Below are 20,369 nucleotides of genomic sequence, written 5' to 3' on the forward strand. Positions count from 1 at the left end.
TAGATTTTTACGCAGAACGACATTTAAGTAAAGCAAATGCAAGAGTTTAATCATTTATGTAAAAAGTGATATGGCAATTTCAGCTGAAACTCTTGTTATTTGAGCAATTACTCTAATTTTTTGTAAAATAATTTTTGTTATATCTTAAAAAAATCAGTAAACGTATAGATATAGTATGAATAAAAAATAAACATTTGAAACTGTATTATCATGGGGTATTAGAATAATTAAGGAGAGTAATACATGGAAACTTTATCTTTTAATATAAAAATCTATGCCTCCAGACAGAAAGTTTGGGATGTTTTATGGACACCTGAAAGTTATCAAACTTGGACAAAATTTTTTGCTTGTAACTCGACGATGCAATCAGACTGGAAAGAAGGTGGAATAACTTATTTCTATAGTGGAGAAGGTGATGGGATGATTTCGACGATAGAAAGCTTAAACGAACCACAAGAAGTGATATTCAAACATTTGGGAATGATCAAAGACGGTAAAGAGGATACTGAAAGTGATGAGGTTAAAGCTTGGTCAGGAGCTTTGGAAAAGTATTTATTATTCGATTTGGATGGTATTACACAACTTCATGTTGAAGTTGATATACAGCCTGAATATGCAGAATTTATAAATAAAGGCTTTGATCAAGGGCTTGCCATGGTTAAGCATTTGGCTGAAAAATAATAAAGAGTCTGTTAATTTTTGATGGAGTAAAACGAGCCTATCACGCTTGGGAATTGATAATGATTTGTTTTTTTCTCAATTGTCTAGCTGAAACGATACGAAAATCGGTTGTTATCTGCTATCCTATGCGACTTCATTTTTACTTAGCTCGAGGCAGAGATGACGCAACAAAACGCTCAATCGACTTCTGAACAAACTCTTTCCGAAAACGATTTAATCGCACAGCGTCATGCCAAATTAAAGCAAATCCAAGAGACTGCCAAACAAAACGGCAAGAGTCCTTGGCCAAATACATTTAAGCGTGAGCATTATACTGCTGACCTACAAGAACAATTTAAAGATCAAGACAAAGCACAAATCGAAGGTGCTGAAAAAGTTTATGTAAAAGTTGCTGGTCGTGTCATGTTAAACCGCGGGTCATTTATTGTGATCCAAGATATGACAGGTCGTATTCAACTTTATGTAGACCGTAAAGGTTTACCAGTAGATGTTTTAGAAACGATCAAAAGTTTAGACCTTGGTGATATTATTGCTGCTGAGGGTTATATTGGCCGTTCAGGTAAAGGTGACTTATATGTTCACCTTGAAGGCTTTGAACTTTTGACAAAGTCTCTACGTCCTTTACCAGATAAGTTTCATGGTTTAACGGATACTGAAGCGAAGTACCGTAAACGTTATTTAGATTTAATCGTAAACGAAGAAACAAGAAAGACATTTGAAATTCGTGCCCAAGTGGTTGCAGGTATTCGTGCATTTTTAAGTAATGAACGTTTCATGGAAGTTGAAACGCCAATGATGCATGTGATTCCTGGTGGTGCTTCCGCAAAACCATTCGTAACCCATCACAATGCATTAGATATGGAGCTTTACTTACGTATTGCACCTGAGCTTTATTTGAAGCGTTTAGTGGTTGGTGGTTTTGAGCGTGTTTTTGAAATTAACCGTAACTTCCGTAATGAAGGTGTTTCAACGCGCCATAACCCTGAATTTACGATGATTGAATTCTACCAAGCGTATGCTGATTATAAAGATTTGATGGCATTGACTGAAAATATGCTTGAGAAACTTGCTGTAGATATCTTAGGTTCAACAGATGTACCTTATGGTGATGAAGTTTATAGCTTCAAAGGCCCATTCAAGAAGATCTCGATGTTTGATGCAATTCTTGAACATAACCCTGACTTCACACCTGAAAATGTAAATGATCGTGAGTTCTTAGCTAAATTTACTCAAGACGTATTAAAAGAGCAGGTTAAGCCGGGCTTTGGTTTAGGTAAATTACAAACGATCGTGTTTGAAGAAACAGTTGAGACGAAACTTCGTCAACCAACATTCATTACTGAATACCCTGCGGAAACTTCACCACTTGCACGTCGTAATGATGATAATCCGCACATTACGGATCGTTTTGAATTCTTCATTGGTGGCCGTGAGTTGGCAAATGGCTTCTCGGAATTAAATGATCCAATTGATCAAGCTGAACGATTCCAAGCTCAAGTCGCAGAAAAAGATGCAGGCGACGATGAAGCAATGCATTATGATGCTGACTTTATTGAAGCACTTGAATATGGTTTACCACCAACGGCGGGTGAGGGTATTGGTATTGATCGTTTAGTGATGCTTTTTGCCAATGCACCAAGTATTCGTGATGTATTGTTATTCCCTCATATGCGTCGTAAAGACTAATTTGCCGTTGTTTAATGTTGAAAAGCCACTTTTTAGAAGTGGCTTTTTTGTTTCTTAGGTTAAGAAATGTAATTGTTTGGTTTGAGGATTGAAATTCATGTTCAAAAAAACGATTATGTGCTCATAAATAAACTTGAGAACAGTTTGGATATGTTTCTAAAAAAATCGCTTTGCATCGCATTATTTGCTTCTTTTTCATCGACGATATTTGCGCAAGGTTTAGTGCTCAATGATGAAAATTTACGTACCGATTTAAACTGGTTAAATCAACAAGGTGTGATTCAAATCAGTACTTCGACTTGGCCTTTAAGTGGTGATGAAATCCAAAGAGCATTGTCTCAAGCACAAGTGAGCAATAACACGCAACAAAAGGTTGTGAATTCAGTGCTCAATACCTTGCAAGCGGATAACGCAACTGTGAAAGTAGGGTTACATGCTGGAACTGATCTAAAAACAGTACCTCAAGCATTTGGCGATAATCAAAAATCTCAATACCAAGCAGCAGTTGAATTCAATGCGGGTGGTGAGAATTGGGATGCTAAGATTCGTGTCAATGGTGAAAAAGACCCGCTAATTGACAATGGGCATGATGTCAATGTTGAAGGTTCATATATCGCTGGAAAACTTTGGAATCAGTGGGTTGTTGCTGGTCAAATCCCAACTTACTGGGGTCCTGGGCATGATGGTAGCTTGATTCGTGGTGATGCAAGTCGTCCTGTTTATGGTGTGACAGTTCAGCGTGCTGTACAAAATGCCTTTGAAACAAAGTGGTTGTCTTGGATTGGACCATGGCAGTACCAAGCATTTGCTGGTCAATTAGATGACTACAAAGCTGTTCCTGATACAAAGTTAATAGGTTTACGTTTAACAGCACGTCCGTTCCCAGCATTAGAGTTAGGTGCTTCTCGAGCAATTCAATGGGGTGGTGAGGGGCGTCCTGAAAGCTTAAGCTCGTTATGGGATGCATTTACGGGTACTAAGGATAACGGTGGTACAGGTAAAGCTGATCCATCAAATCAAATTGCAGGATTTGATGGTCGATTATTCTTACAGCCTTTATTTGATGTTCCTGTAAGTTTATATACTCAATTTGTAGGTGAAGATGAAGCAGGTGGATTACCTGCTAAATATATGTATCTTGGTGGTGCAGATTTTTCTTCTAGCTATAAAAATATGCCATATCAACTTTATGCTGAGTGGGCTGATACACGTACTAACGGAAAAGCTCAAGGGATTTCGTATAGCCATACCACTTATAAAGATGGTTATTATCAGCATGGTTTCCCGTTAGGACATGCGATGGGTGGTGATGGTCAGATGTATTCTGTTGGTGGTGATATTCGTTTTGATGTAATGAATCGTCTTAGCGGAAGAGTGATGTATGCAAAAGTAAGTCAGACTCAACGAGTTGAAGATAATAATGCTGCATTCCCACAAGCAGATACAATTAAAGGTTTAGATGTTACGTGGACACATTATTTAAAACCTACGATTCCATTGAAAATTAATGGTTGGGTAAGTGACTCGGATGTAAATGGCAATGATGGCGGTGTTTCTGTCGGTGTTGAAATTCCATTAGAACGTAATATGTTCCGATTCTAAGATATGAATAAAAAAGAAGCCTGAAGGCTTCTTTTTTATTGTCTTAAATCATGTGAAATAAGATGTAAATTTTATCTCATCATAAAGATGCATATCATAATTTTGCATATTTATATGAAAAAACAAGCTAAAGAAGTCCGTCTAAATTATTATAATGAATAACCTTTACTGGATTATTCATTAACTTCTAGTAAGAACCTTGATATCACGAAAAATTGGAGTTGTTATGGCACTCGTTCCTCCACACGGTCTTCCAAGTGGTGGTGTAAGACCACTTATAGATTTTATGGGCAACATGAATAAAGGAGGAAGCCTACATGACTGAAAATAGATTAACTCACCTCAAACAACTTGAGGCGGAAAGTATTCACATCATTCGTGAAGTAGCGGCTGAGTTTGAAAATCCTGTAATGCTTTACTCAATCGGTAAAGATTCTGCGGTTATGTTACATCTTGCATTAAAAGCATTCTATCCAGCAAAACTTCCATTTCCTTTATTGCATGTTGATACAGGTTGGAAGTTCAAAGACATGATTGCATTTCGTGACAACATGGCAAAAACACATGGCTTTGATTTGATCGTACATCAAAATGTTGAAGGCCGCGAAGCGGGTATTAATCCATTTGATCATGGTAGTTCAAAATATACAGATATCATGAAAACACAAGGCTTAAAGCAAGCTTTGGACAAATATCAGTTTGATGCTGCATTTGGTGGTGCGCGTCGTGATGAAGAAAAATCACGTGCTAAAGAACGTGTTTATTCATTCCGTGATAGCAAACACCGTTGGGATCCTAAAAATCAGCGTCCAGAACTTTGGAATCTTTACAACGGTAAAGTAAACAAAGGCGAAAGTATTCGTGTGTTCCCTTTGTCTAACTGGACTGAGTTAGATATTTGGCAGTATATCTATTTAGAAAATATTCAAATTGTTCCTCTTTATTTCTCTGCTGTACGTCCAGTAGTTGAGCGTAGTGGTACGTTGATCATGGTAGATGATGAACGTATGCGTTTGAAAGAGGGTGAAGTTCCACAAATGAAATCAGTACGTTTCCGTACACTTGGTTGCTACCCGTTAACAGGTGCAGTTGAGTCTGAAGCGGATACATTACCTGAAATTATCCAAGAAATGCTTTTAGCAACAAGTTCAGAGCGTCAGGGTCGAATGATTGATCATGATGAGGCTGGCTCAATGGAAAAGAAAAAGCAGGAAGGTTATTTCTAATTTCCTTAAGCGAATCCCTCTTTAAAGAGAGGGATTTAGGGAGATGAAAACCGATTTCTAAAGAATATGTGGAGTTTTGAGCAATGTCTCATCAATCAGATCTTATTAGCCAAGACATCTTGGCGTATTTAAACCAGCATGAAAATAAAGACTTATTGCGCTTTTTAACATGCGGTAATGTAGATGATGGTAAAAGTACTTTAATTGGTCGTCTTCTTTATGATTCTAAACTGATTTATGAAGATCAATTGCAAGCGGTTACCCGCGACAGTAAGAAGGTCGGTACCACTGGTGATGCACCTGACCTTGCTTTACTTGTAGATGGTTTACAAGCTGAACGTGAGCAAGGTATTACCATTGATGTTGCTTATCGTTATTTCTCAACTGAAAAACGTAAGTTCATTATTGCTGATACACCAGGGCATGAGCAGTACACGCGTAACATGGCAACAGGCGCATCGACTGCTGATCTTGCGATTATCTTGATTGATGCGCGTTATGGTGTCCAAACACAAACACGTCGTCATTCATTTATTGCAAGCTTGTTAGGTATTAAAAATATCGTTGTTGCGATCAATAAAATGGATTTGGTCGAGTTCTCAGAAGCGCGTTTCAATGAAATTCAAGTTGAATATGATGCATTTGTGAATCAACTTGGCGATCGTCGTCCTGAAAATATTTTATTTGTTCCAATTTCTGCACTGAATGGTGATAACGTCGTTAATCCATCAGCAAGTACGCCGTGGTACAAGGGTGAAACCTTGATGAGCATTCTTGAATCAGTGGAAATTAAGCGTGAATCGAACAAACAGGAATTCCGTTTCCCTGTTCAATATGTGAACCGTCCTAACCTTGATTTCCGTGGTTTTGCTGGAACAATTGCACTAGGCGAAATTCGTGTTGGCGATGAAATCGTTGCATTACCATCGGGCAAGAAATCAACAGTAAAAGAAATTGTTACTTTTGATGGAAATCTTGAACAAGCTGCTGCGGGTCAAGCTGTTACCTTAACGCTCAATGATGAAATTGATATTTCTCGCGGCAACGTACTTGTGCGTGCTGGTGAGCAACCTTTGATTTCACGTAGTGTGCGTGCTTCAGTGGTTTGGATGAATGAGCATCCTTTAGTAAAAGGGAAGTTGTACAACGTAAAAATTGGTACGCAAACAGTTCCTGCCAAAGTCACTGCAATTAATTTCCGTGTAAATGTTAATACACTTGAGCACACACAGGTTGAAGAGCTTGAGCTGAATGCGATTGCTGATGTAGTGGTTGAGTTCGATGCGCCAGTGGTCTTTGACCAATATCAAGACAGTCGTTACACAGGCTCATTTATCTTTATTGATCGTTTAAGCAACGTGACTGTCGGTGCTGGTATGGTTGAAGCGGCAGTTGAATGGACAGCGCATAGCAATCCTGTGACCGCGGAAGATCGTGCTGCTCGTTTAGGGCAAAAGCCTGCGGTGATTGGTGTGTCAGCATCGTTGATCGAGAAAGCTCAAGCTTTAGAAAGCTTATTGATTCAACAAGGTGTGGTTGCGATTGCGAAAGCCAATTTAACGGCTGAGCAAATTGCATTGTTACGTGAAACAGGTATTGTAATTATCACTACGGCTGTTGACGGTACAGATACGGAAATTACCGCTGAAACGGTTGATGAAGCCGCTGAAAAAGTGGTGGAATTGGTCCGTCTTTAATGGATTGAGTCAATTGAAAAAACCCGCTTAGGCGGGTTTTTTATTTTTGAATTAGACATTTTAGAATGCATTTTTAGATAATTTAAAAATATATTCTTGAATATCTTTTGGATAGTTGTGGATTAAAGCGATAAGCATTTGTTTATCCCCTTGATACAAAGCACGAGTTGCTTCTTCATAATTTGGCATATTGCCTAACATCGCTAACATAAAGCGATCAGTTGCCTGTTTTGCCAGCATTTTATTGCTTTCAGAGTTTGGATCATCCAGTTCTTTATCAATCAATTTGCGAATAGTCGCAGAAGCACTGGCACTCTGCTGGTCTAGCCAATCCCAATGCTTTTTCTGTAAGGTGATTTCTCGAGAAATTACCCCAAGTTTCGGACGTCCAACTTTTTTAGTGGGTTCAGGTTCAGCATATCGCTCACGAATTTCTTGTTCAGAGCCAGTGTAATCAAAATCAATTTGCCTGCCATTTTGATCATTAAAAATCAAAATATTCTCAGTCGTTTCTTGAAGTTGTTTAATCTTTAAGATGAGTTCCATCATTTCACCACTTGCAAGATAGTGATCACCTGAAAAAGCGGTATAGGTTGTTGAACTATTCATATTCTAAAAAACTAATTTTATACGGGTAAAACAATATTATCAGGGTAAAAATATTTTTGCAAATCTTACTGTAGGATAGGTGTCATTCATATTATTTTTTTAATGATGGATGGAGTAAATGAACAGATTGAAAATTAGTAAGCGAACGATGCAATTTTAAATTTTTATTCTGCTTTGATATGGCTTTTATGAGACAATATCCTTTCATATTTTTTGTATTTGGACTCCCATGACTGATTATTCTCCAGAATCTTTAAGCGATATCGAAGTTTTAGACATTTTACAGTCTATGAAAAAAGATGTGCTTGATAGTGAAGCAAAAGAGATAATTCGTAATGGTGGGAAAGCTGGGCGTCAAGAATCACACAAACAAGCTTTAGTAGCGCTAAATACAAGTTTTGAAGAAAAATTTGTTGAAGCTGTGACACTTGCTTTGGGATTAAATGCGGGGCAGGCGAAAAAAATACGTTATAAGAAAGATCGTGTTCGTATCTTGAAAGTACGTGGTATTGATTATCTTGCGATTGATGGTGCGGAAACAGCACAAGTATTATCTCAAATTGCACAGGCAATTACCCGTGAGGATGCAATTGTGACAGAAGGCTTACACAATATTTTTCCATTTTGGAAAGAAGGATGGCCGATGGTACAATTTGACAATGCTTATAAAATCTTGGCTGAAGACATTTCGATCCACTACCAAGCAACTTTAGATCAGCTTATTGCTTTATATGGTGGAAATTAATTTCTATTCAAGTTTAGAATGATGTAAATCAAATCATTAAAATAACAAGGATGTTGGCTTTATGAATCAACAATTAGAATTACCGCAAGAGGCGTTACAAGCATTGCGATCGGGGCAGTTGATAGAGGCAATTAAAATAACTCGTGAAAAAACAGGACTTGGTTTAAAAGAGTCAAAAGATTTAGTTGATCAATATTTAAATGATCATCCTAATGAACAATCACATTTACAAGAACAATTGGCGCAACGTAGTCGGGGTGGGCTTAAGTTCGCTGTGTTTATGTTCTTGTTGATTGCGATTATCGCTTGGATGATATGGAAGTAATAAAAAGCCCAATTAAATTGGGCTTTTTATTTATTCAGATGAGGTTGTCGTTTCGGTTTCTTGACTCGGTAAAATCTGAGTAACAAGCAATTGGTCAATTTTATAATGATCAATATCGACAACTTCAAATTTAAAGCCTGCATATTCTACAGCATCGGCTGGGCGTGGAATTTTGCGAAGACGATACATGATAAAACCTGCGATGGTTTCATAGTTTTCATTTTCAGGGAATTCTTCGATTTCTAAAACATGTTTTACATCTTCGATAGGTGTACTACCATCAATTAGCCATGAATGATTATCACGTTTAATGATCTGTTGCTCTTCATCCATTGGTGTGACCCAGTCACCCATCACGGTAATCATGATGTCACTCAGCGTAATTACACCGACAACTAAAGCGTATTCATTGATAACAACAGCGAATTTCTCTTTAGTTGAACGGAAACGATCCAGTAACTCGGATAAAGTTAACGTATCTGGAATAATCAGAACATTGCGAATTGTTGATTCATTTAGCTGGGTAAATGATTGATTATTTAAAATACGAATTAAAATATCTTTGGCATCGACATAGCCAATCACTTGATCAATATGTTCGTTACAGACTAAAAACTTTGAATAAGGATATTCGGCAAGCTTTTGACGGATGCTTTCCTCGGGTTCGGTCAAGGTAAAGAACACAACATTTTCGCGTGTTGTCATACTAGATGGAACAGTTCTTTCTTCAAGCTCAAATACATTTTCAATAAAATGATGTTCTTGTTTTTGCAGAACACCAGCTTGAGCACCTGCATCCATCACCGCTGAAATATCATCAAAGGTAATATTGTCATCACGAATTGTATTAACCTTAAACAAGCGAAACAACAGATTCGCAATTGCATTAATTCCCCATGCAAGGGGCTTACAAATTTTGATAAAAACTTGAATAGGTTCAATGACACTAATAGCAATTTTTTCAGGGGCGATCATTGCCAAGCGTTTTGGCATGAGATCAGCAAATAAAATGAAAAGCGATGTTACCAATGTAAATGACAGTGCAAAACCAATGGTTTCTAGCCAAGGGCCTGCATAAAACTGTTTGATCATTTCAACGAAAAACGGACGGAACGCAGCCTCACCGAGGATACCACCCAAGATTGCGACAGCATTTAAACCAATTTGAGATGCTGCGAAAAAATCAGCAGATTGCTCTTGTAGATCTAAAACTTTTTGAGCACGCGTTTCACCAGATTCCGCTAAAATTTTTAATTTAACTTTACGAGCGCCAGCTAATGCAATTTCTGTAAGTGATAAAAAGCCTGCCGCTGAAATCAGCAGAATAATTACTATAATATTTTGGAAGAGACTCACACATCACCTGTGGTTCATCATTATTATGAATATGTTGTAACACAAAAAAGTACGGAGGTAACTAAATCCTTACCGCAGTGTAACAATCTATTCGGAAGGGGGTAGAATTTGCTGATATTTCAACAAATTCTAAGGGTTTTTACAATTGGATATTTTAGTATTGTGAAAATTGAGAATTATTTATAAAAAACTCACGATTCTCTTCTTCGATCATTTGTCTTGCAACAAAGAGGATTAATTGTCTTAACCAACGATGTGCAGGATGATGATGGAGCAACGGACACCATGCCATTTTTAATTCAAATTCTGGAATATAAAATGGAGGATCTTTAATCACAAGTTTTGGATTCTGTGTTTGTAAGCGTGCCATTCGGGTAGGTAATGTTGCAATCAAATCAACATTTTGAGCCAACAGCGCTGGCATTTGATAATGGCGTGTAAATACAGAGATTTTACGACGTTGACCAATACGTTCTAGTGCTTGATCAATCCAACCTAAACCTGCTTGTTTATCTGGATTTACACCAAATCCAACACCCATACCTGTTTTAGAGACCCAAATGTGTTGAGCATCTAAATAGCTTTTCAAATTTAAGTGAGTAACTGCTGGATGTTTGTCATTCAAAATACAACTAAAGCTATCACGCCAAACTAGAACTTGATGAAAACTTTGCGGAATTTCATTAAAGCGGTTAATGGCGAGATCAACTTTACCTTGTTCCATATCTCGATATGACACGTCACTTGGAGTAAGGAAGTCGAGTACAACATTAGGTGCTTCCGAGCGCAATGCCTTGACAAGGCGAGGCACTAAGGTAGCTTCGGCATAATCCGAAGTCATGATACGAAACACACGAGTACTGGTATAAGGTCTAAATTCGGTACGTGGTTCCAAAATCATGGAAAGGTCTGACAATGCATCACGAATACGAGGTTGTAATTCAAGTGCACGTTCAGTTGGCGTCATACCTTCTGATGATCGAATGAGCAGGGGGTCATTAAACAAATTACGCAAGCGGCGTAAGATATTACTCATCGCGGGTTGAGTAACCCCTAATTGTTCTGCTGCGCGTGTGACATTTTTTTCCCGAAGAAGTACATCAAGATAAATTAATAAATTGAGATCAACCCGCTCCAGATTCATAAAAAAAATACCGAAAATAAAATATTTAAATTGTGTTGAATTATGACATATCTCAAGGCATTTGTATAACTTAAATCCTATTAAATAAGCCCTAAAACACCGACCAATAAAGCTATTCCGTTTTGTGCTAACTCGTTTGGTTTTGAATGCACTTAACCGTAATCTGAACAGCAGTAAACAATAAAAATAATGAGTGAGAATATGGCAAAAAGTGTCAATTTAGATCGTTAACATCGATGCTGACAAAAGAATTTACTGTTTAAAATTAATACAAAATCTTTGATGGATGATTCTGTGTTGTGATTTTATTTTTAATAATAGTTTATAAGTAACAATATCTTATGGGTATTTATTTTTTATATAACATCATCTTTTTATATGTATTTCAAAAAAAAATACTGAAAATTACCTTAGGATATTGGATTAATCCCTTGGCAAAGACTAAGCTGTGCAACATATTGATGAAGTGCTTGAAATCTAGCCTATAAAAAAGCATGGTTTTATTGCAATCGTTCGATGCCAATCCTCAAAAGGAATATATCATGTCTACATATTTAACAGCGATTGATGCAATTCGCGAATTAAAAGCAAAATTCGGCAACACTTGGCGCGATATTAGCCCAGAAGATGCTGCTCGTATGCAAATGCAAAACCGTTTCAAAACTGGTTTAGATATTGCTAAATATACAGCTGCGATTATGCGTCGTGATATGGCTGCTTATGATGCTGACTCTAGCAAATATACTCAATCATTAGGTTGCTGGCACGGTTTCATCGCACAACAAAAAATGATTGCGAACAAAAAATACTTCGGTACTACTGAACGTCGTTATATCTACCTTTCAGGTTGGATGGTTGCTGCACTTCGTTCAGAATTTGGTCCACTTCCTGACCAATCTATGCATGAAAAAACTTCTGTTCCTGCATTAATCGAAGAAATCTATACTTTCTTACGTCAAGCTGACGCGAAAGAATTAAACGATTTATTCCGCGCTCTTAAAAAAGCTCAAGAAGCTGGTGATACTGCTAAAGCTGCTGAAATCACTGCTCAAATCGATGGTTTCCAAACTCACGTTGTGCCAATTATTGCTGACATCGACGCTGGTTTCGGTAACGAAGAAGCGACTTACTTACTTGCTAAGAAAATGATCGAAGCTGGTGCTTGTGCGCTTCAAATCGAAAACCAAGTATCTGACGCGAAGCAATGTGGTCACCAAGCTGGTAAAGTAACTGTTCCGCACGAAGACTTCATCGCTAAAATCCATGCATTACGTTATGCATTCTTAGAAATGGGTCTTGACGACGGTATCATCGTTGCACGTACTGACTCTGAAGGCGCTGACTTGACTCAAAAAATCCCAGTGGTTAAAGAGCCAGGTGACATCGCTTCTCAATACATCAGCTACTTAGACACAGTTGAAATTGACATTGCTGATGCTCAAGAAGACGAAATCTTGATCAAACGTAATGGTAAATTACACCGTCCTAAGCGTTTAGCTTCTGGTTTATATCAGTTCCGTCCAGACACTCAAATTGACCGTGTTGTACTTGACTGTGTATCTAGCCTTCAAAATGGTGCTGATCTTCTTTGGATCGAAACTGCAACTCCAAACGTTGAAGAAATCGCTCACATGGTTAACCGTGTACGTGAAACAGTTCCAAATGCTAAGCTAGTTTACAACAACAGCCCATCATTCAACTGGACGTTAAACTTCCGTCAACAAGCTTACGATCGTTGGGTTGCTGAAGGTAAAGATGTTTCTGCTTATGACCGTGCTAAATTAATGAGCGCTGAGTATGACAACACTGAATTAGCTGCTGATGCTGATGAGAAAGTACGTACATTCCAAGCAGATGCTTCTCGTGAAGCGGGTGTGTTCCATCACTTGATCACACTTCCTACTTACCACACTGCTGCTCTTTCTACTCATGAGCTTGCACAAGGTTACTTCGGTTCTGAAGGTATGTTGGCTTATGTTGCTGGCGTACAACGTAAAGAAATCCGCGGTGGTATCGCTTGTGTTAAACACCAAGCAATGGCTGGTTCTGACATCGGTGATGATCACAAAGAAATCTTCTCTGGTGACAACGCTCTTAAAGCGCACGATGATGCTAAAAACACAATGAACCAATTCGCTGCTCACTAAGCTTCGATTGATTCAAAAAAACCCTGCTTATGCAGGGTTTTTTATTTCTACTAAGCAATAAAAAAGCTCACCTTTATTTAGGTGAGCTTTCTATTAAACTTTATTCAGCTTCTTTTTTAAGCTCATATTTATCTGCTAAATCACCCGTAATTTCATTTCCTTCCATATCAAGTACTTTTAAATAACCTTCAGCAACGAAATATTTGCGGTTATCGCCAGTTTTATCTAATTCGATAACAGATGTGTTGTTCGCATCGAATTGGAAGCTACCTTTGCTTTCAAATGCTTTACCGTCACCTTTGCCAAGATATGTTTCTTTTAACTCATAGGTTTTATCAGCGTTAAGTTCAAGCTCTGTTTCAATACCTTCACAATCTGCACATGGTAGAACACCTTTATAAGTGCCATTCCAGTCTAAAGAGTTTTCGGCAGTGTGAGCGCTATCAACGGCAACTGCTTCACTCGCTGCTGTTGGAGTTTGCTCTTGATTATTTTTGTTGTCTGTTTTACTACAAGCTACTAAAAATACAGAAGCGAGAGATAGTGCAATAATTGATTTTTTCATTTTGGATTTAACCTATTAAAAAATACTCGTCTCCTAAGTTATGAAATTTAAAAAGAAAAGGGTAGTGACGGAATGTAAGAGTTATTTAATCTTTAGTAAATTATGAAAAAATCAATATAAATATTAGCTTAATAATGTTCATACATTTGTAATTATTTCTTGGTAATTTTATATTCGAGAAGTATTTGAAAAGAACTAAATCTATCTACTCAATAAAGAAAATAAAGAAGGTAAATTATGAGTATTAATGTTTTAAATCGACTATTTTTAATAGGTGTACTCTGTGGGTATAGCGTATTTAGCCAAGCCAAAGAAATTACGGTGATCGGCCATGCAGGTGCGCCTTCATTTGCTATTGCAAATACATTGCCTTCATATCAAAGAGCCATTAATGATGGGGCTGATTTCATCGAAACTGATATTGTTCCCACCAAAGACGGAGCGCTGATTTCCATACATGAAAATGAGCTAAGTTTAACAACCAATGTGAGCAGCTTTAGCCAATTTGCAAATAGAAAAACCAGTAAGCTCGTTGGTGCAAAGTATTACACAGGTTGGTTTAGTGAGGATTTTACGCTCAGTGAAATCAAAATGTTAAAAGTACATGAACGTGGCCCAAATACACGGCCTGAAAATACAGCTTATGATGGTTTATATAATGTAGCTACACTGGATGAAGTGATTAATATAGCCGAGCAAAACTATAATAGAACAGGGAAAATCACCGGGATTTATATTGAAATGAAAACTCCTGCGTATTTTACAGCAGTGGGACTTCCAGTGGAGAGTAAAGTTTTAAATACTCTTGCAAGGTACAAATATACCAGAGACATTGCACCTATTTATATTGAGGCGTTTGATCCAATCAGTTTGAAATTGGTACGTACTAAACTTAATACAACGCATAGCTCACTCAAGAGGGTGAAGTTATTACAATTACTTAATGATTTAGGCCCGCTGTATGATGCTGTAAATCTTGCAAGTTTGCCTGCCTATGCAGTATATGCTGATGTAGTTGGGCCGAACAAGAATGCTATTTTTAGAGACAATTCAACGAAGGCGAGCAACTTTGTCAGTATAGCGCATGGGGTTGGACTTGAAGTGCAGCCGTGGTCATTTGCACCTGAAAATAATAATTTACCTACGGCATTTAGATGTAGCAGCGTGCTTTCAGAGAGATGCCCATCGGGATTGAAAAAACAGCTTAAAATGTTTTTTGATGCTGGTATAGATGGTGTGTTTGTAGATGATCCTGCAACAGCAAAAGAGGCGCTAGCTGAATACTAGAGATCTATAAATATTTGAAAATAAAAAGCCACTTAATTTCTTAAGTGGCTTTTTAAAATTTTGGAGCGGGAAACGAGACTCGAACTCGCGACCCCAACCTTGGCAAGGTTATGCTCTACCAACTGAGCTATTCCCGCAATATGGATGTGCATTATAGAGAGTTTCATAAAACTGTCAACTCTCTAATATGCTAAATGCTGAATTAATCAGCACGTCTCCAAATTGTTCCTTGGCGAGTATCTTCTAAAACCACACCTTGGTCTAACAAAGATTGACGAATACCGTCTGCCTTTGCAAAGTCTTTAGCTTTTTTTGCATCAACACGTTGTTGAATGAAATCTTCAATTTCCGTATCAGAAAGTGTGAGTGCCTCTTGACCAATATCTGATTTGAGAAACTCATCTACATCATGCTGAACCAAACCTAGAATGTTAGTCAGTTGGCGTAAAGTTGAATAGAGAGCAGTTGCCTGCTCAGCTTGTTCTTCTTTTACTGCACGATTTAATTCTTTGTTCAATTCAAATAACACAGCCATTGCTTCAGCCGTATTAAAATCATCGCGCATTGCGTTATTGAAACGTTCAACAAAACTCTGCTCTAAAGTTTCAACAGTTTTTTGTCCGTACACTTGCTGATAGGCTTTAAATGAATGATAGAAGCGGCTCAATGCAGTTTTAGCTTCTTTTAAAGCGACATCAGAAAAGTTCACAGGACTACGGTAATGCGATGAAACAATAAAGTAGCGGATGACTTCAGGATGGAATTTTTCCATCACATCACGAATAGTGAAGAAGTTGCCTAGTGATTTAGACATTTTCTCACCATCTACATTGATGAAACCAACATGCATCCAGTAATTTACATACTGTTCACCAGTCGATGCCTCACTTTGTGCAATTTCATTTTCATGGTGAGGGAACATAAGATCTGAGCCACCGCCATGAATGTCAAAGTGATTACCTAAGCAGCAAGTTGACATCGCAGAACATTCAATATGCCAACCTGGGCGACCATTACCCCAAGGTGAAGCCCAAGCAGGCTCATTTTCTTTTGCATGTTTCCAAAGTACAAAGTCAAAAGGATGTTTCTTTTCTACTTCGACATCAACACGCTCAGATGCGCCTGCTTGCATATCGTCAAGTTTACGACCAGATAAGCGACCATATTTATCAAATTTAGTCACTTCAAAATATACATCGCCATTTGTTGCAGGGTATGCAGCGCCTTTATCAACTAAAGTGCTGATCATATTTTGCATTTGATCAATATATTCAGTTGCTTTTGGGGCTTCATCTGGTGCAACACAGCCTAAATTAGAGGCATCTTCATTCATAGCATCAATGAAGCGTGCAGTGAGTTGTTGAATCGTTTCGCCGTTTTCATTTGCACGTGCGATGATTTTGTCATCAATATCTGTGATGTTGCGGATGTAACGTACTTTCCAGCCTTGGCTACGTAAAAAACGAATAATGTAGTCAAATGCAACCATAACGCGAGCATGTCCAATGTGACAGTAATCGTATACGGTCATACCACAGACATAGATATCGATTTGACCTTCTTTACGTGGGACAAATTCAACTTTTTTTCGTTGCTCAGAGTTATATAGAACAAAAGGTTGCATAAGGGTTTTAAACACTCTACAAAATTAGCGTTATATCATAACGTATGCACCATATTTCATAAAGTTATCAATAAAAAAAAGATGTGAGTAATCGTTGTCAATGAATAATTTCACCTTTCTAATGATGCTCAATGTTCGTCCATTTTCTACGAAATCTTATACATTTAGAAACGTGGATAACGCACACTTATGCTAGAATCTCCGCAATTCTTTTGATTAAAATCATCTACGCTTAAGTAGGTTGAGCATTATTTTGAGTCAAACTCACATGTCACAAGCTATAAATTTTCAGAAAAGTGCATTGGAAACTTTGCGTATTGAGCAACAAGCTATAGAAGTGCTTGCAACACAGATTGATGAGCGGTTTGATCGTGCATGTGAAATTTTATTGCAGTGCAAAGGTCGTGTCGTTGTAACAGGTATGGGCAAATCTGGTCATATTGGCCGTAAAATGGCGGCTACATTTGCTTCAACTGGAACACCATCTTTTTTCATGCATCCTGGTGAAGCAGGGCATGGTGATTTAGGTATGCTGGTGCGTGGTGACGTCCTGATTGCAATTTCAAACTCAGGCAAGAGTGATGAAATCATGATGTTGATGCCGCTTATTAAGCATTTAGGCGTGCCGTTAATTACGATTAGTCGTGATGATAAAGGGCCAATGCCACAAAACGCGGATGTTGCATTAACATTGGGCTCGGCAGATGAAGCTTGCCCTTTAGGTTTAGCACCGACTTCTAGTACCACAGCCACATTAGTTCTGGGTGATGCACTTGCTGTTTCCTTGTTGGAAGCTCGTGGATTTACTGCTGATGATTTTGCTCGTTCGCATCCTGCTGGTGCATTAGGGAAACGCTTGCTTTTACATGTGAAGCATTTAATGCATACAGGGGCAGAGTTACCTAAAGTAAAACCTGAAACCCCGATGAATAAGGTGTTATATGAAATTTCTGATAAACGTCTCGGTTTAACGACGATTGTGAACGATGAAGATCAGTTATTGGGTATTTTTACTGATGGTGATTTACGCCGAATGATTGATCATCAGCAAGGTTTTGATGTGAACTTGCCTGTTTCTGAGGTGATGACTAAAAATCCATTGACGATTTCTCCTGAAGCCCGTGCGGTTGAAGCATTGGAAAAAATGCATGAGAGAAAAATTAATCAATTCGTTGTTGTTGATGAGACCAATAGAGTCATTGGTGTCATTAGTATGCATGATCTAATTCAGGCGGGAGTAAATTAAGCCATGGCATCATATGCTTTACAAGAACAAGCACGTCATTTACAAGCTTTAGTGCTTGATGTGGATGGAATCTTAAGCGATGGCTTTGTAACACTAACGAACTCTGGTGATGAAATTAAATCATTTGATATTCGTGATGGTTTGGGCATGAAGTTGGCTCAACGAGCTGGTATGAAGGTGATTATTATCACTGGGCGTAAAAGTAATATTGTTGAAAAACGTATGTCAGACTTAGGTGTAGACCTCGTTTTCCAAGGTCGTGAAGACAAAGGTGTCGCTTTGAAAGAAGCATGCGCACAGTTGAATATTTTGCCTGAAGACTGCCTATATATGGGTGATGATTGGCCTGATCTTTCAGCTTTTGCAATTGCGGGTATGAGCATTACCGTACCAAATGGACACGAAGAAGTTCGTCGTCGTGCGCATTTAGTAACTCAAGCAATGGGTGGTCGTGGCGCGGTCCGAGAAGTATGCGATATGTTGTTAATGGCGAAAGGTGTTTACCAAGAGCTACTTGCAAAATACGTTGCTGCACCACATTAATATAGAATAAATTGCCCAAAGGTTAGGTAACCCTGTTTATGGATACCAAAGTTTTATATGTTGTCGCTGTATTAGTCGCTGCGTTGAGTGGCGGCTATTATTATTACAGTGGCAAAGCAAAAAAACTGGATGTAGATTCAGCAAAAAATATGACTTATTCGGCTCAGGGTGTTCATCTTACACAAACTGATGAGCAGGGTAATTTATATATCCGTGCTGAGATAAAACAATTACAGCAAGACATGCAGCAAAAGACTTCGCGTTTAGATCAATTAAATGCTGTGATGTATAAGCAAGGTAAACCAGATGCGACTTTCTATTCTAAGCAAGCAAATGGTTATGATGACAGTTCAAAGATTGTGCTTTTAGGTGATGTGATTGCAACTAAGTTATCTGAACAGGGCAACAAATTAGAGTTTCGTACTTATGAATTAACGGGTTATCCGAAAACTGGTCAACTCGAAACACAGCATCAAGTCACTGTTCAGTCTCCAAACTCTGAGTTTGTGAGCCAAGGTCTCAAAGCAAATTTAAATAATGGTCAATATGAATTTTTCAAAGTTCGAGGAAAGTATGCGCCAAATTCTTAATTCTAAAAATCGTTTAACTTTCCTAAAACAAGCAACATGCCTTGCAGCGATTGCATTATCTTCTGCTTCTAGCTTCGCTTTACCGTCTGATCGTAACCAACAGCTTTCTTTAGTCGCAGATCGTGCAACATATAATGATCGCACTGGTATAACGACTTATACGGGTAATGTTGTGATTGAACAAGGGACGATGAAGCTACAGGCTGACTCGATTGTTGCAACGTTGAATAGCAAAAAAGAAATTCAGACGATTACGGCTAAAGGTCAGCTTGCTAAATTCCAGCAACAAGTTGATTCGAATAAAGGTTTAGCGCGTGGCGAGGCCCAAACGATCGTCTATAACGCTGATTCAGGCATTATTACATTGACTGGGAAAGCTTATTTATCCCAAGATGGATCAAGCATTCGTGGTAATAGTTTGAAATACAGTATGAATAAAGGTGATGTAGAAGCTCAAGGTTCTTCATCAAATCGTGTTCAAATCATTATTCCACCATCAAGCTCGAAAAGTTTCCCAGGGGCACGTGATTAATGGATCAATCAGCGCAGCAACCTCAAACGCTATGTATTAAACATTTAGCGAAAAATTATAGTAAACGTTGGGTTGTTAAAGACGTTTCGTTTACGATGCAAAGTGGTCAAATTGTAGGATTACTTGGTCCTAATGGTGCGGGGAAAACGACAAGTTTCTATATGGTCGTTGGACTGGTTCGCATGGACAAGGGTGAGATTCATTTAGATAACTTAGATTTATCTGACCTTGCGATGCATGAGCGTGCACGCAAGGGGATTGGTTATTTACCTCAAGAAGCTTCTATTTTTAGAAAGTTAACGATTTCTGAAAATATCATGGCGATTTTGGAAACACGCAAAGATTTAAATAAGCAACAACGTCAGGATCGACTGACTGAATTATTAAATGATTTTAAAATTAATCATATTAAAGATTCATTAGGCATGAGTGTTTCTGGTGGTGAGCGTCGTCGTGCAGAGATTGCACGCGCTTTAGCGGCAGACCCTAAGTTTATGTTGCTTGATGAGCCTTTTGCTGGTGTCGATCCTATTTCAGTCGGCGATATTAAAGATATTATCCAGACCTTAAAAGATCGTGGAATTGGTGTCTTGATTACAGATCACAATGTTCGTGAAACATTAGCAATCTGTGAAAAGGCTTACATCGTGAGTGAAGGTTCTGTTATTGCAGAAGGGACGCCTCAAGAGATCTTGGATAATGAGCAAGTACGTAAGGTTTATCTTGGTGATGATTTCGTTGTCTAAACTTTGACATGATTTTTA

19 protein-coding genes and 1 tRNA gene are annotated in these 20,369 nt (G+C 38.2%); 14 read left to right on the forward strand and 6 right to left on the reverse strand.

The window, feature by feature from the left end; translation table 11 throughout:
• Nucleotides 1-243: 243 nt before the first annotated feature.
• The 5 genes from ACF8D3_RS02675 (at nt 244) to cysN (ending at nt 6,892) form a co-directional block, all read left to right on the forward strand.
• Nucleotides 244-681, forward strand: coding sequence for an SRPBCC domain-containing protein (locus ACF8D3_RS02675; protein ID WP_392469973.1), 438 nt, complete (start codon nt 244-246; stop codon nt 679-681).
• Between the two features lie 159 nt (nt 682-840).
• Nucleotides 841-2,367, forward strand: a complete 1,527-nt coding sequence (gene lysS, locus ACF8D3_RS02680) for a lysine--tRNA ligase (protein ID WP_004880692.1) — start codon at nt 841-843, stop codon at nt 2,365-2,367.
• Between the two features lie 150 nt (nt 2,368-2,517).
• A complete protein-coding gene (locus tag ACF8D3_RS02685; RefSeq protein WP_019384930.1) occupies nt 2,518-3,969 on the forward strand; it encodes a capsule assembly Wzi family protein in 1,452 nt (483 codons plus the stop codon).
• A gap of 317 nt (nt 3,970-4,286) precedes the next feature.
• Nucleotides 4,287-5,195, forward strand: a complete 909-nt coding sequence (gene cysD, locus ACF8D3_RS02690) for a sulfate adenylyltransferase subunit CysD (RefSeq protein ID WP_004880687.1) — start codon at nt 4,287-4,289, stop codon at nt 5,193-5,195.
• Nucleotides 5,196-5,278: 83 nt separating this feature from the next.
• On the forward strand, nt 5,279-6,892 hold the full coding sequence (gene cysN, locus ACF8D3_RS02695; RefSeq protein WP_392469978.1) for a sulfate adenylyltransferase subunit CysN: 1,614 nt from the start codon (nt 5,279-5,281) through the stop codon (nt 6,890-6,892).
• Nucleotides 6,893-6,952: 60 nt separating this feature from the next.
• On the opposite strand, the gene ACF8D3_RS02700 is transcribed toward cysN, so the two are convergent.
• Nucleotides 6,953-7,501: a DUF2239 family protein gene (locus ACF8D3_RS02700; RefSeq protein ID WP_392469981.1), complete on the reverse strand. Its 549-nt coding sequence runs from the start codon at nt 7,499-7,501 to the stop codon at nt 6,953-6,955.
• Nucleotides 7,502-7,730: 229 nt separating this feature from the next.
• Between ACF8D3_RS02700 and ACF8D3_RS02705 the strand changes: the two genes are divergently transcribed.
• The gene (locus tag ACF8D3_RS02705) at nt 7,731-8,246 is read left to right on the forward strand and encodes a hypothetical protein (protein WP_004880681.1); all 516 of its coding nucleotides are present in this window, start codon (nt 7,731-7,733) and stop codon (nt 8,244-8,246) included.
• A gap of 61 nt (nt 8,247-8,307) precedes the next feature.
• A complete protein-coding gene (locus ACF8D3_RS02710) occupies nt 8,308-8,571 on the forward strand; it encodes a ribosomal protein L7/L12 (RefSeq protein ID WP_004880678.1) in 264 nt (87 codons plus the stop codon).
• A gap of 30 nt (nt 8,572-8,601) precedes the next feature.
• On the opposite strand, the gene ACF8D3_RS02715 is transcribed toward ACF8D3_RS02710, so the two are convergent.
• Both ACF8D3_RS02715 and ACF8D3_RS02720 read right to left on the reverse strand, forming a co-directional pair.
• Nucleotides 8,602-9,927, reverse strand: coding sequence for a hemolysin family protein (locus tag ACF8D3_RS02715; RefSeq protein WP_061518618.1), 1,326 nt, complete (start codon nt 9,925-9,927; stop codon nt 8,602-8,604).
• A gap of 154 nt (nt 9,928-10,081) precedes the next feature.
• Nucleotides 10,082-11,071, reverse strand: coding sequence for a LysR family transcriptional regulator (locus ACF8D3_RS02720; RefSeq protein ID WP_004880674.1), 990 nt, complete (start codon nt 11,069-11,071; stop codon nt 10,082-10,084).
• Between the two features lie 542 nt (nt 11,072-11,613).
• Between ACF8D3_RS02720 and ACF8D3_RS02725 the strand changes: the two genes are divergently transcribed.
• Nucleotides 11,614-13,218 carry an isocitrate lyase gene (locus ACF8D3_RS02725; RefSeq protein ID WP_004880670.1) on the forward strand — a complete coding sequence of 535 codons (1,605 nt, stop codon included), beginning with the start codon at nt 11,614-11,616 and terminating at the stop codon, nt 13,216-13,218.
• Between the two features lie 100 nt (nt 13,219-13,318).
• On the opposite strand, the gene ACF8D3_RS02730 is transcribed toward ACF8D3_RS02725, so the two are convergent.
• Entirely contained in the window at nt 13,319-13,783 is a 465-nt protein-coding gene (locus ACF8D3_RS02730; RefSeq protein ID WP_392469986.1) for a copper resistance protein NlpE, read from the reverse strand.
• A 237-nt stretch (nt 13,784-14,020) separates the two neighbouring features.
• On the opposite strand from ACF8D3_RS02730, the gene ACF8D3_RS02735 reads away from it, so the two are divergent.
• On the forward strand, nt 14,021-15,070 hold the full coding sequence (locus ACF8D3_RS02735; protein ID WP_392469989.1) for a glycerophosphodiester phosphodiesterase family protein: 1,050 nt from the start codon (nt 14,021-14,023) through the stop codon (nt 15,068-15,070).
• Nucleotides 15,071-15,131: 61 nt separating this feature from the next.
• On the opposite strand, the gene ACF8D3_RS02740 is transcribed toward ACF8D3_RS02735, so the two are convergent.
• Together ACF8D3_RS02740 and cysS are read right to left on the reverse strand one after the other, a co-directional pair.
• A tRNA-Gly gene (locus ACF8D3_RS02740) sits at nt 15,132-15,207 on the reverse strand.
• A 65-nt stretch (nt 15,208-15,272) separates the two neighbouring features.
• Nucleotides 15,273-16,694, reverse strand: coding sequence for a cysteine--tRNA ligase (gene cysS / locus ACF8D3_RS02745; protein WP_004880663.1), 1,422 nt, complete (start codon nt 16,692-16,694; stop codon nt 15,273-15,275).
• 268 nt (nt 16,695-16,962) lie between these two features.
• On the opposite strand from cysS, the gene ACF8D3_RS02750 reads away from it, so the two are divergent.
• From ACF8D3_RS02750 to lptB, 5 genes are read left to right on the forward strand one after another with little or no spacing between them, the layout of a single operon-like run.
• The gene (locus ACF8D3_RS02750; protein WP_004880660.1) at nt 16,963-17,940 is read left to right on the forward strand and encodes a KpsF/GutQ family sugar-phosphate isomerase; all 978 of its coding nucleotides are present in this window, start codon (nt 16,963-16,965) and stop codon (nt 17,938-17,940) included.
• Between the two features lie 3 nt (nt 17,941-17,943).
• The gene (locus ACF8D3_RS02755; RefSeq protein WP_004880658.1) at nt 17,944-18,483 is read left to right on the forward strand and encodes an HAD family hydrolase; all 540 of its coding nucleotides are present in this window, start codon (nt 17,944-17,946) and stop codon (nt 18,481-18,483) included.
• Between the two features lie 38 nt (nt 18,484-18,521).
• The gene (gene lptC / locus ACF8D3_RS02760) at nt 18,522-19,073 is read left to right on the forward strand and encodes an LPS export ABC transporter periplasmic protein LptC (RefSeq protein ID WP_392469994.1); all 552 of its coding nucleotides are present in this window, start codon (nt 18,522-18,524) and stop codon (nt 19,071-19,073) included.
• On the forward strand, nt 19,057-19,605 hold the full coding sequence (gene lptA / locus ACF8D3_RS02765) for a lipopolysaccharide transport periplasmic protein LptA (RefSeq protein ID WP_007479990.1): 549 nt from the start codon (nt 19,057-19,059) through the stop codon (nt 19,603-19,605). Before lptC ends, lptA begins: the two co-directional genes overlap by 17 nt.
• On the forward strand, nt 19,605-20,351 hold the full coding sequence (lptB, locus tag ACF8D3_RS02770; protein WP_004880651.1) for an LPS export ABC transporter ATP-binding protein: 747 nt from the start codon (nt 19,605-19,607) through the stop codon (nt 20,349-20,351). The genes lptA and lptB overlap by 1 nt, the downstream gene beginning before the upstream one ends.
• The last annotated feature ends 18 nt before the right edge of the window (nt 20,352-20,369 follow it).

It is taken from the genome of Acinetobacter sp. YQ_14 (assembly GCF_043102985.1).
In the GTDB taxonomy this organism is placed as follows: domain Bacteria; phylum Pseudomonadota; class Gammaproteobacteria; order Pseudomonadales; family Moraxellaceae; genus Acinetobacter; species Acinetobacter venetianus.

What these genes read in the sequence shown, in the direction of transcription:
- ACF8D3_RS02675 (WP_392469973.1), top strand. Translation starts at nt 244, where the DNA reads ATGGAAACTTTATCTTTTAATATAAAAATCTATGCCTCCAGACAGAAA.
- lysS (WP_004880692.1), top strand. Translation starts at nt 841, where the DNA reads ATGACGCAACAAAACGCTCAATCGACTTCTGAACAAACTCTTTCCGAA.
- ACF8D3_RS02685 (WP_019384930.1), top strand. Translation starts at nt 2,518, where the DNA reads ATGTTTCTAAAAAAATCGCTTTGCATCGCATTATTTGCTTCTTTTTCA.
- cysD (WP_004880687.1), top strand. Translation starts at nt 4,287, where the DNA reads ATGACTGAAAATAGATTAACTCACCTCAAACAACTTGAGGCGGAAAGT.
- cysN (WP_392469978.1), top strand. Translation starts at nt 5,279, where the DNA reads ATGTCTCATCAATCAGATCTTATTAGCCAAGACATCTTGGCGTATTTA.
- ACF8D3_RS02700 (WP_392469981.1), bottom strand. Translation starts at nt 7,501, where the DNA reads ATGAATAGTTCAACAACCTATACCGCTTTTTCAGGTGATCACTATCTT.
- ACF8D3_RS02705 (WP_004880681.1), top strand. Translation starts at nt 7,731, where the DNA reads ATGACTGATTATTCTCCAGAATCTTTAAGCGATATCGAAGTTTTAGAC.
- ACF8D3_RS02710 (WP_004880678.1), top strand. Translation starts at nt 8,308, where the DNA reads ATGAATCAACAATTAGAATTACCGCAAGAGGCGTTACAAGCATTGCGA.
- ACF8D3_RS02720 (WP_004880674.1), bottom strand. Translation starts at nt 11,071, where the DNA reads ATGAATCTGGAGCGGGTTGATCTCAATTTATTAATTTATCTTGATGTA.
- ACF8D3_RS02725 (WP_004880670.1), top strand. Translation starts at nt 11,614, where the DNA reads ATGTCTACATATTTAACAGCGATTGATGCAATTCGCGAATTAAAAGCA.
- ACF8D3_RS02730 (WP_392469986.1), bottom strand. Translation starts at nt 13,783, where the DNA reads ATGAAAAAATCAATTATTGCACTATCTCTCGCTTCTGTATTTTTAGTA.
- ACF8D3_RS02735 (WP_392469989.1), top strand. Translation starts at nt 14,021, where the DNA reads ATGAGTATTAATGTTTTAAATCGACTATTTTTAATAGGTGTACTCTGT.
- cysS (WP_004880663.1), bottom strand. Translation starts at nt 16,694, where the DNA reads ATGCAACCTTTTGTTCTATATAACTCTGAGCAACGAAAAAAAGTTGAA.
- ACF8D3_RS02750 (WP_004880660.1), top strand. Translation starts at nt 16,963, where the DNA reads ATGTCACAAGCTATAAATTTTCAGAAAAGTGCATTGGAAACTTTGCGT.
- ACF8D3_RS02755 (WP_004880658.1), top strand. Translation starts at nt 17,944, where the DNA reads ATGGCATCATATGCTTTACAAGAACAAGCACGTCATTTACAAGCTTTA.
- lptC (WP_392469994.1), top strand. Translation starts at nt 18,522, where the DNA reads ATGGATACCAAAGTTTTATATGTTGTCGCTGTATTAGTCGCTGCGTTG.
- lptA (WP_007479990.1), top strand. Translation starts at nt 19,057, where the DNA reads ATGCGCCAAATTCTTAATTCTAAAAATCGTTTAACTTTCCTAAAACAA.
- lptB (WP_004880651.1), top strand. Translation starts at nt 19,605, where the DNA reads ATGGATCAATCAGCGCAGCAACCTCAAACGCTATGTATTAAACATTTA.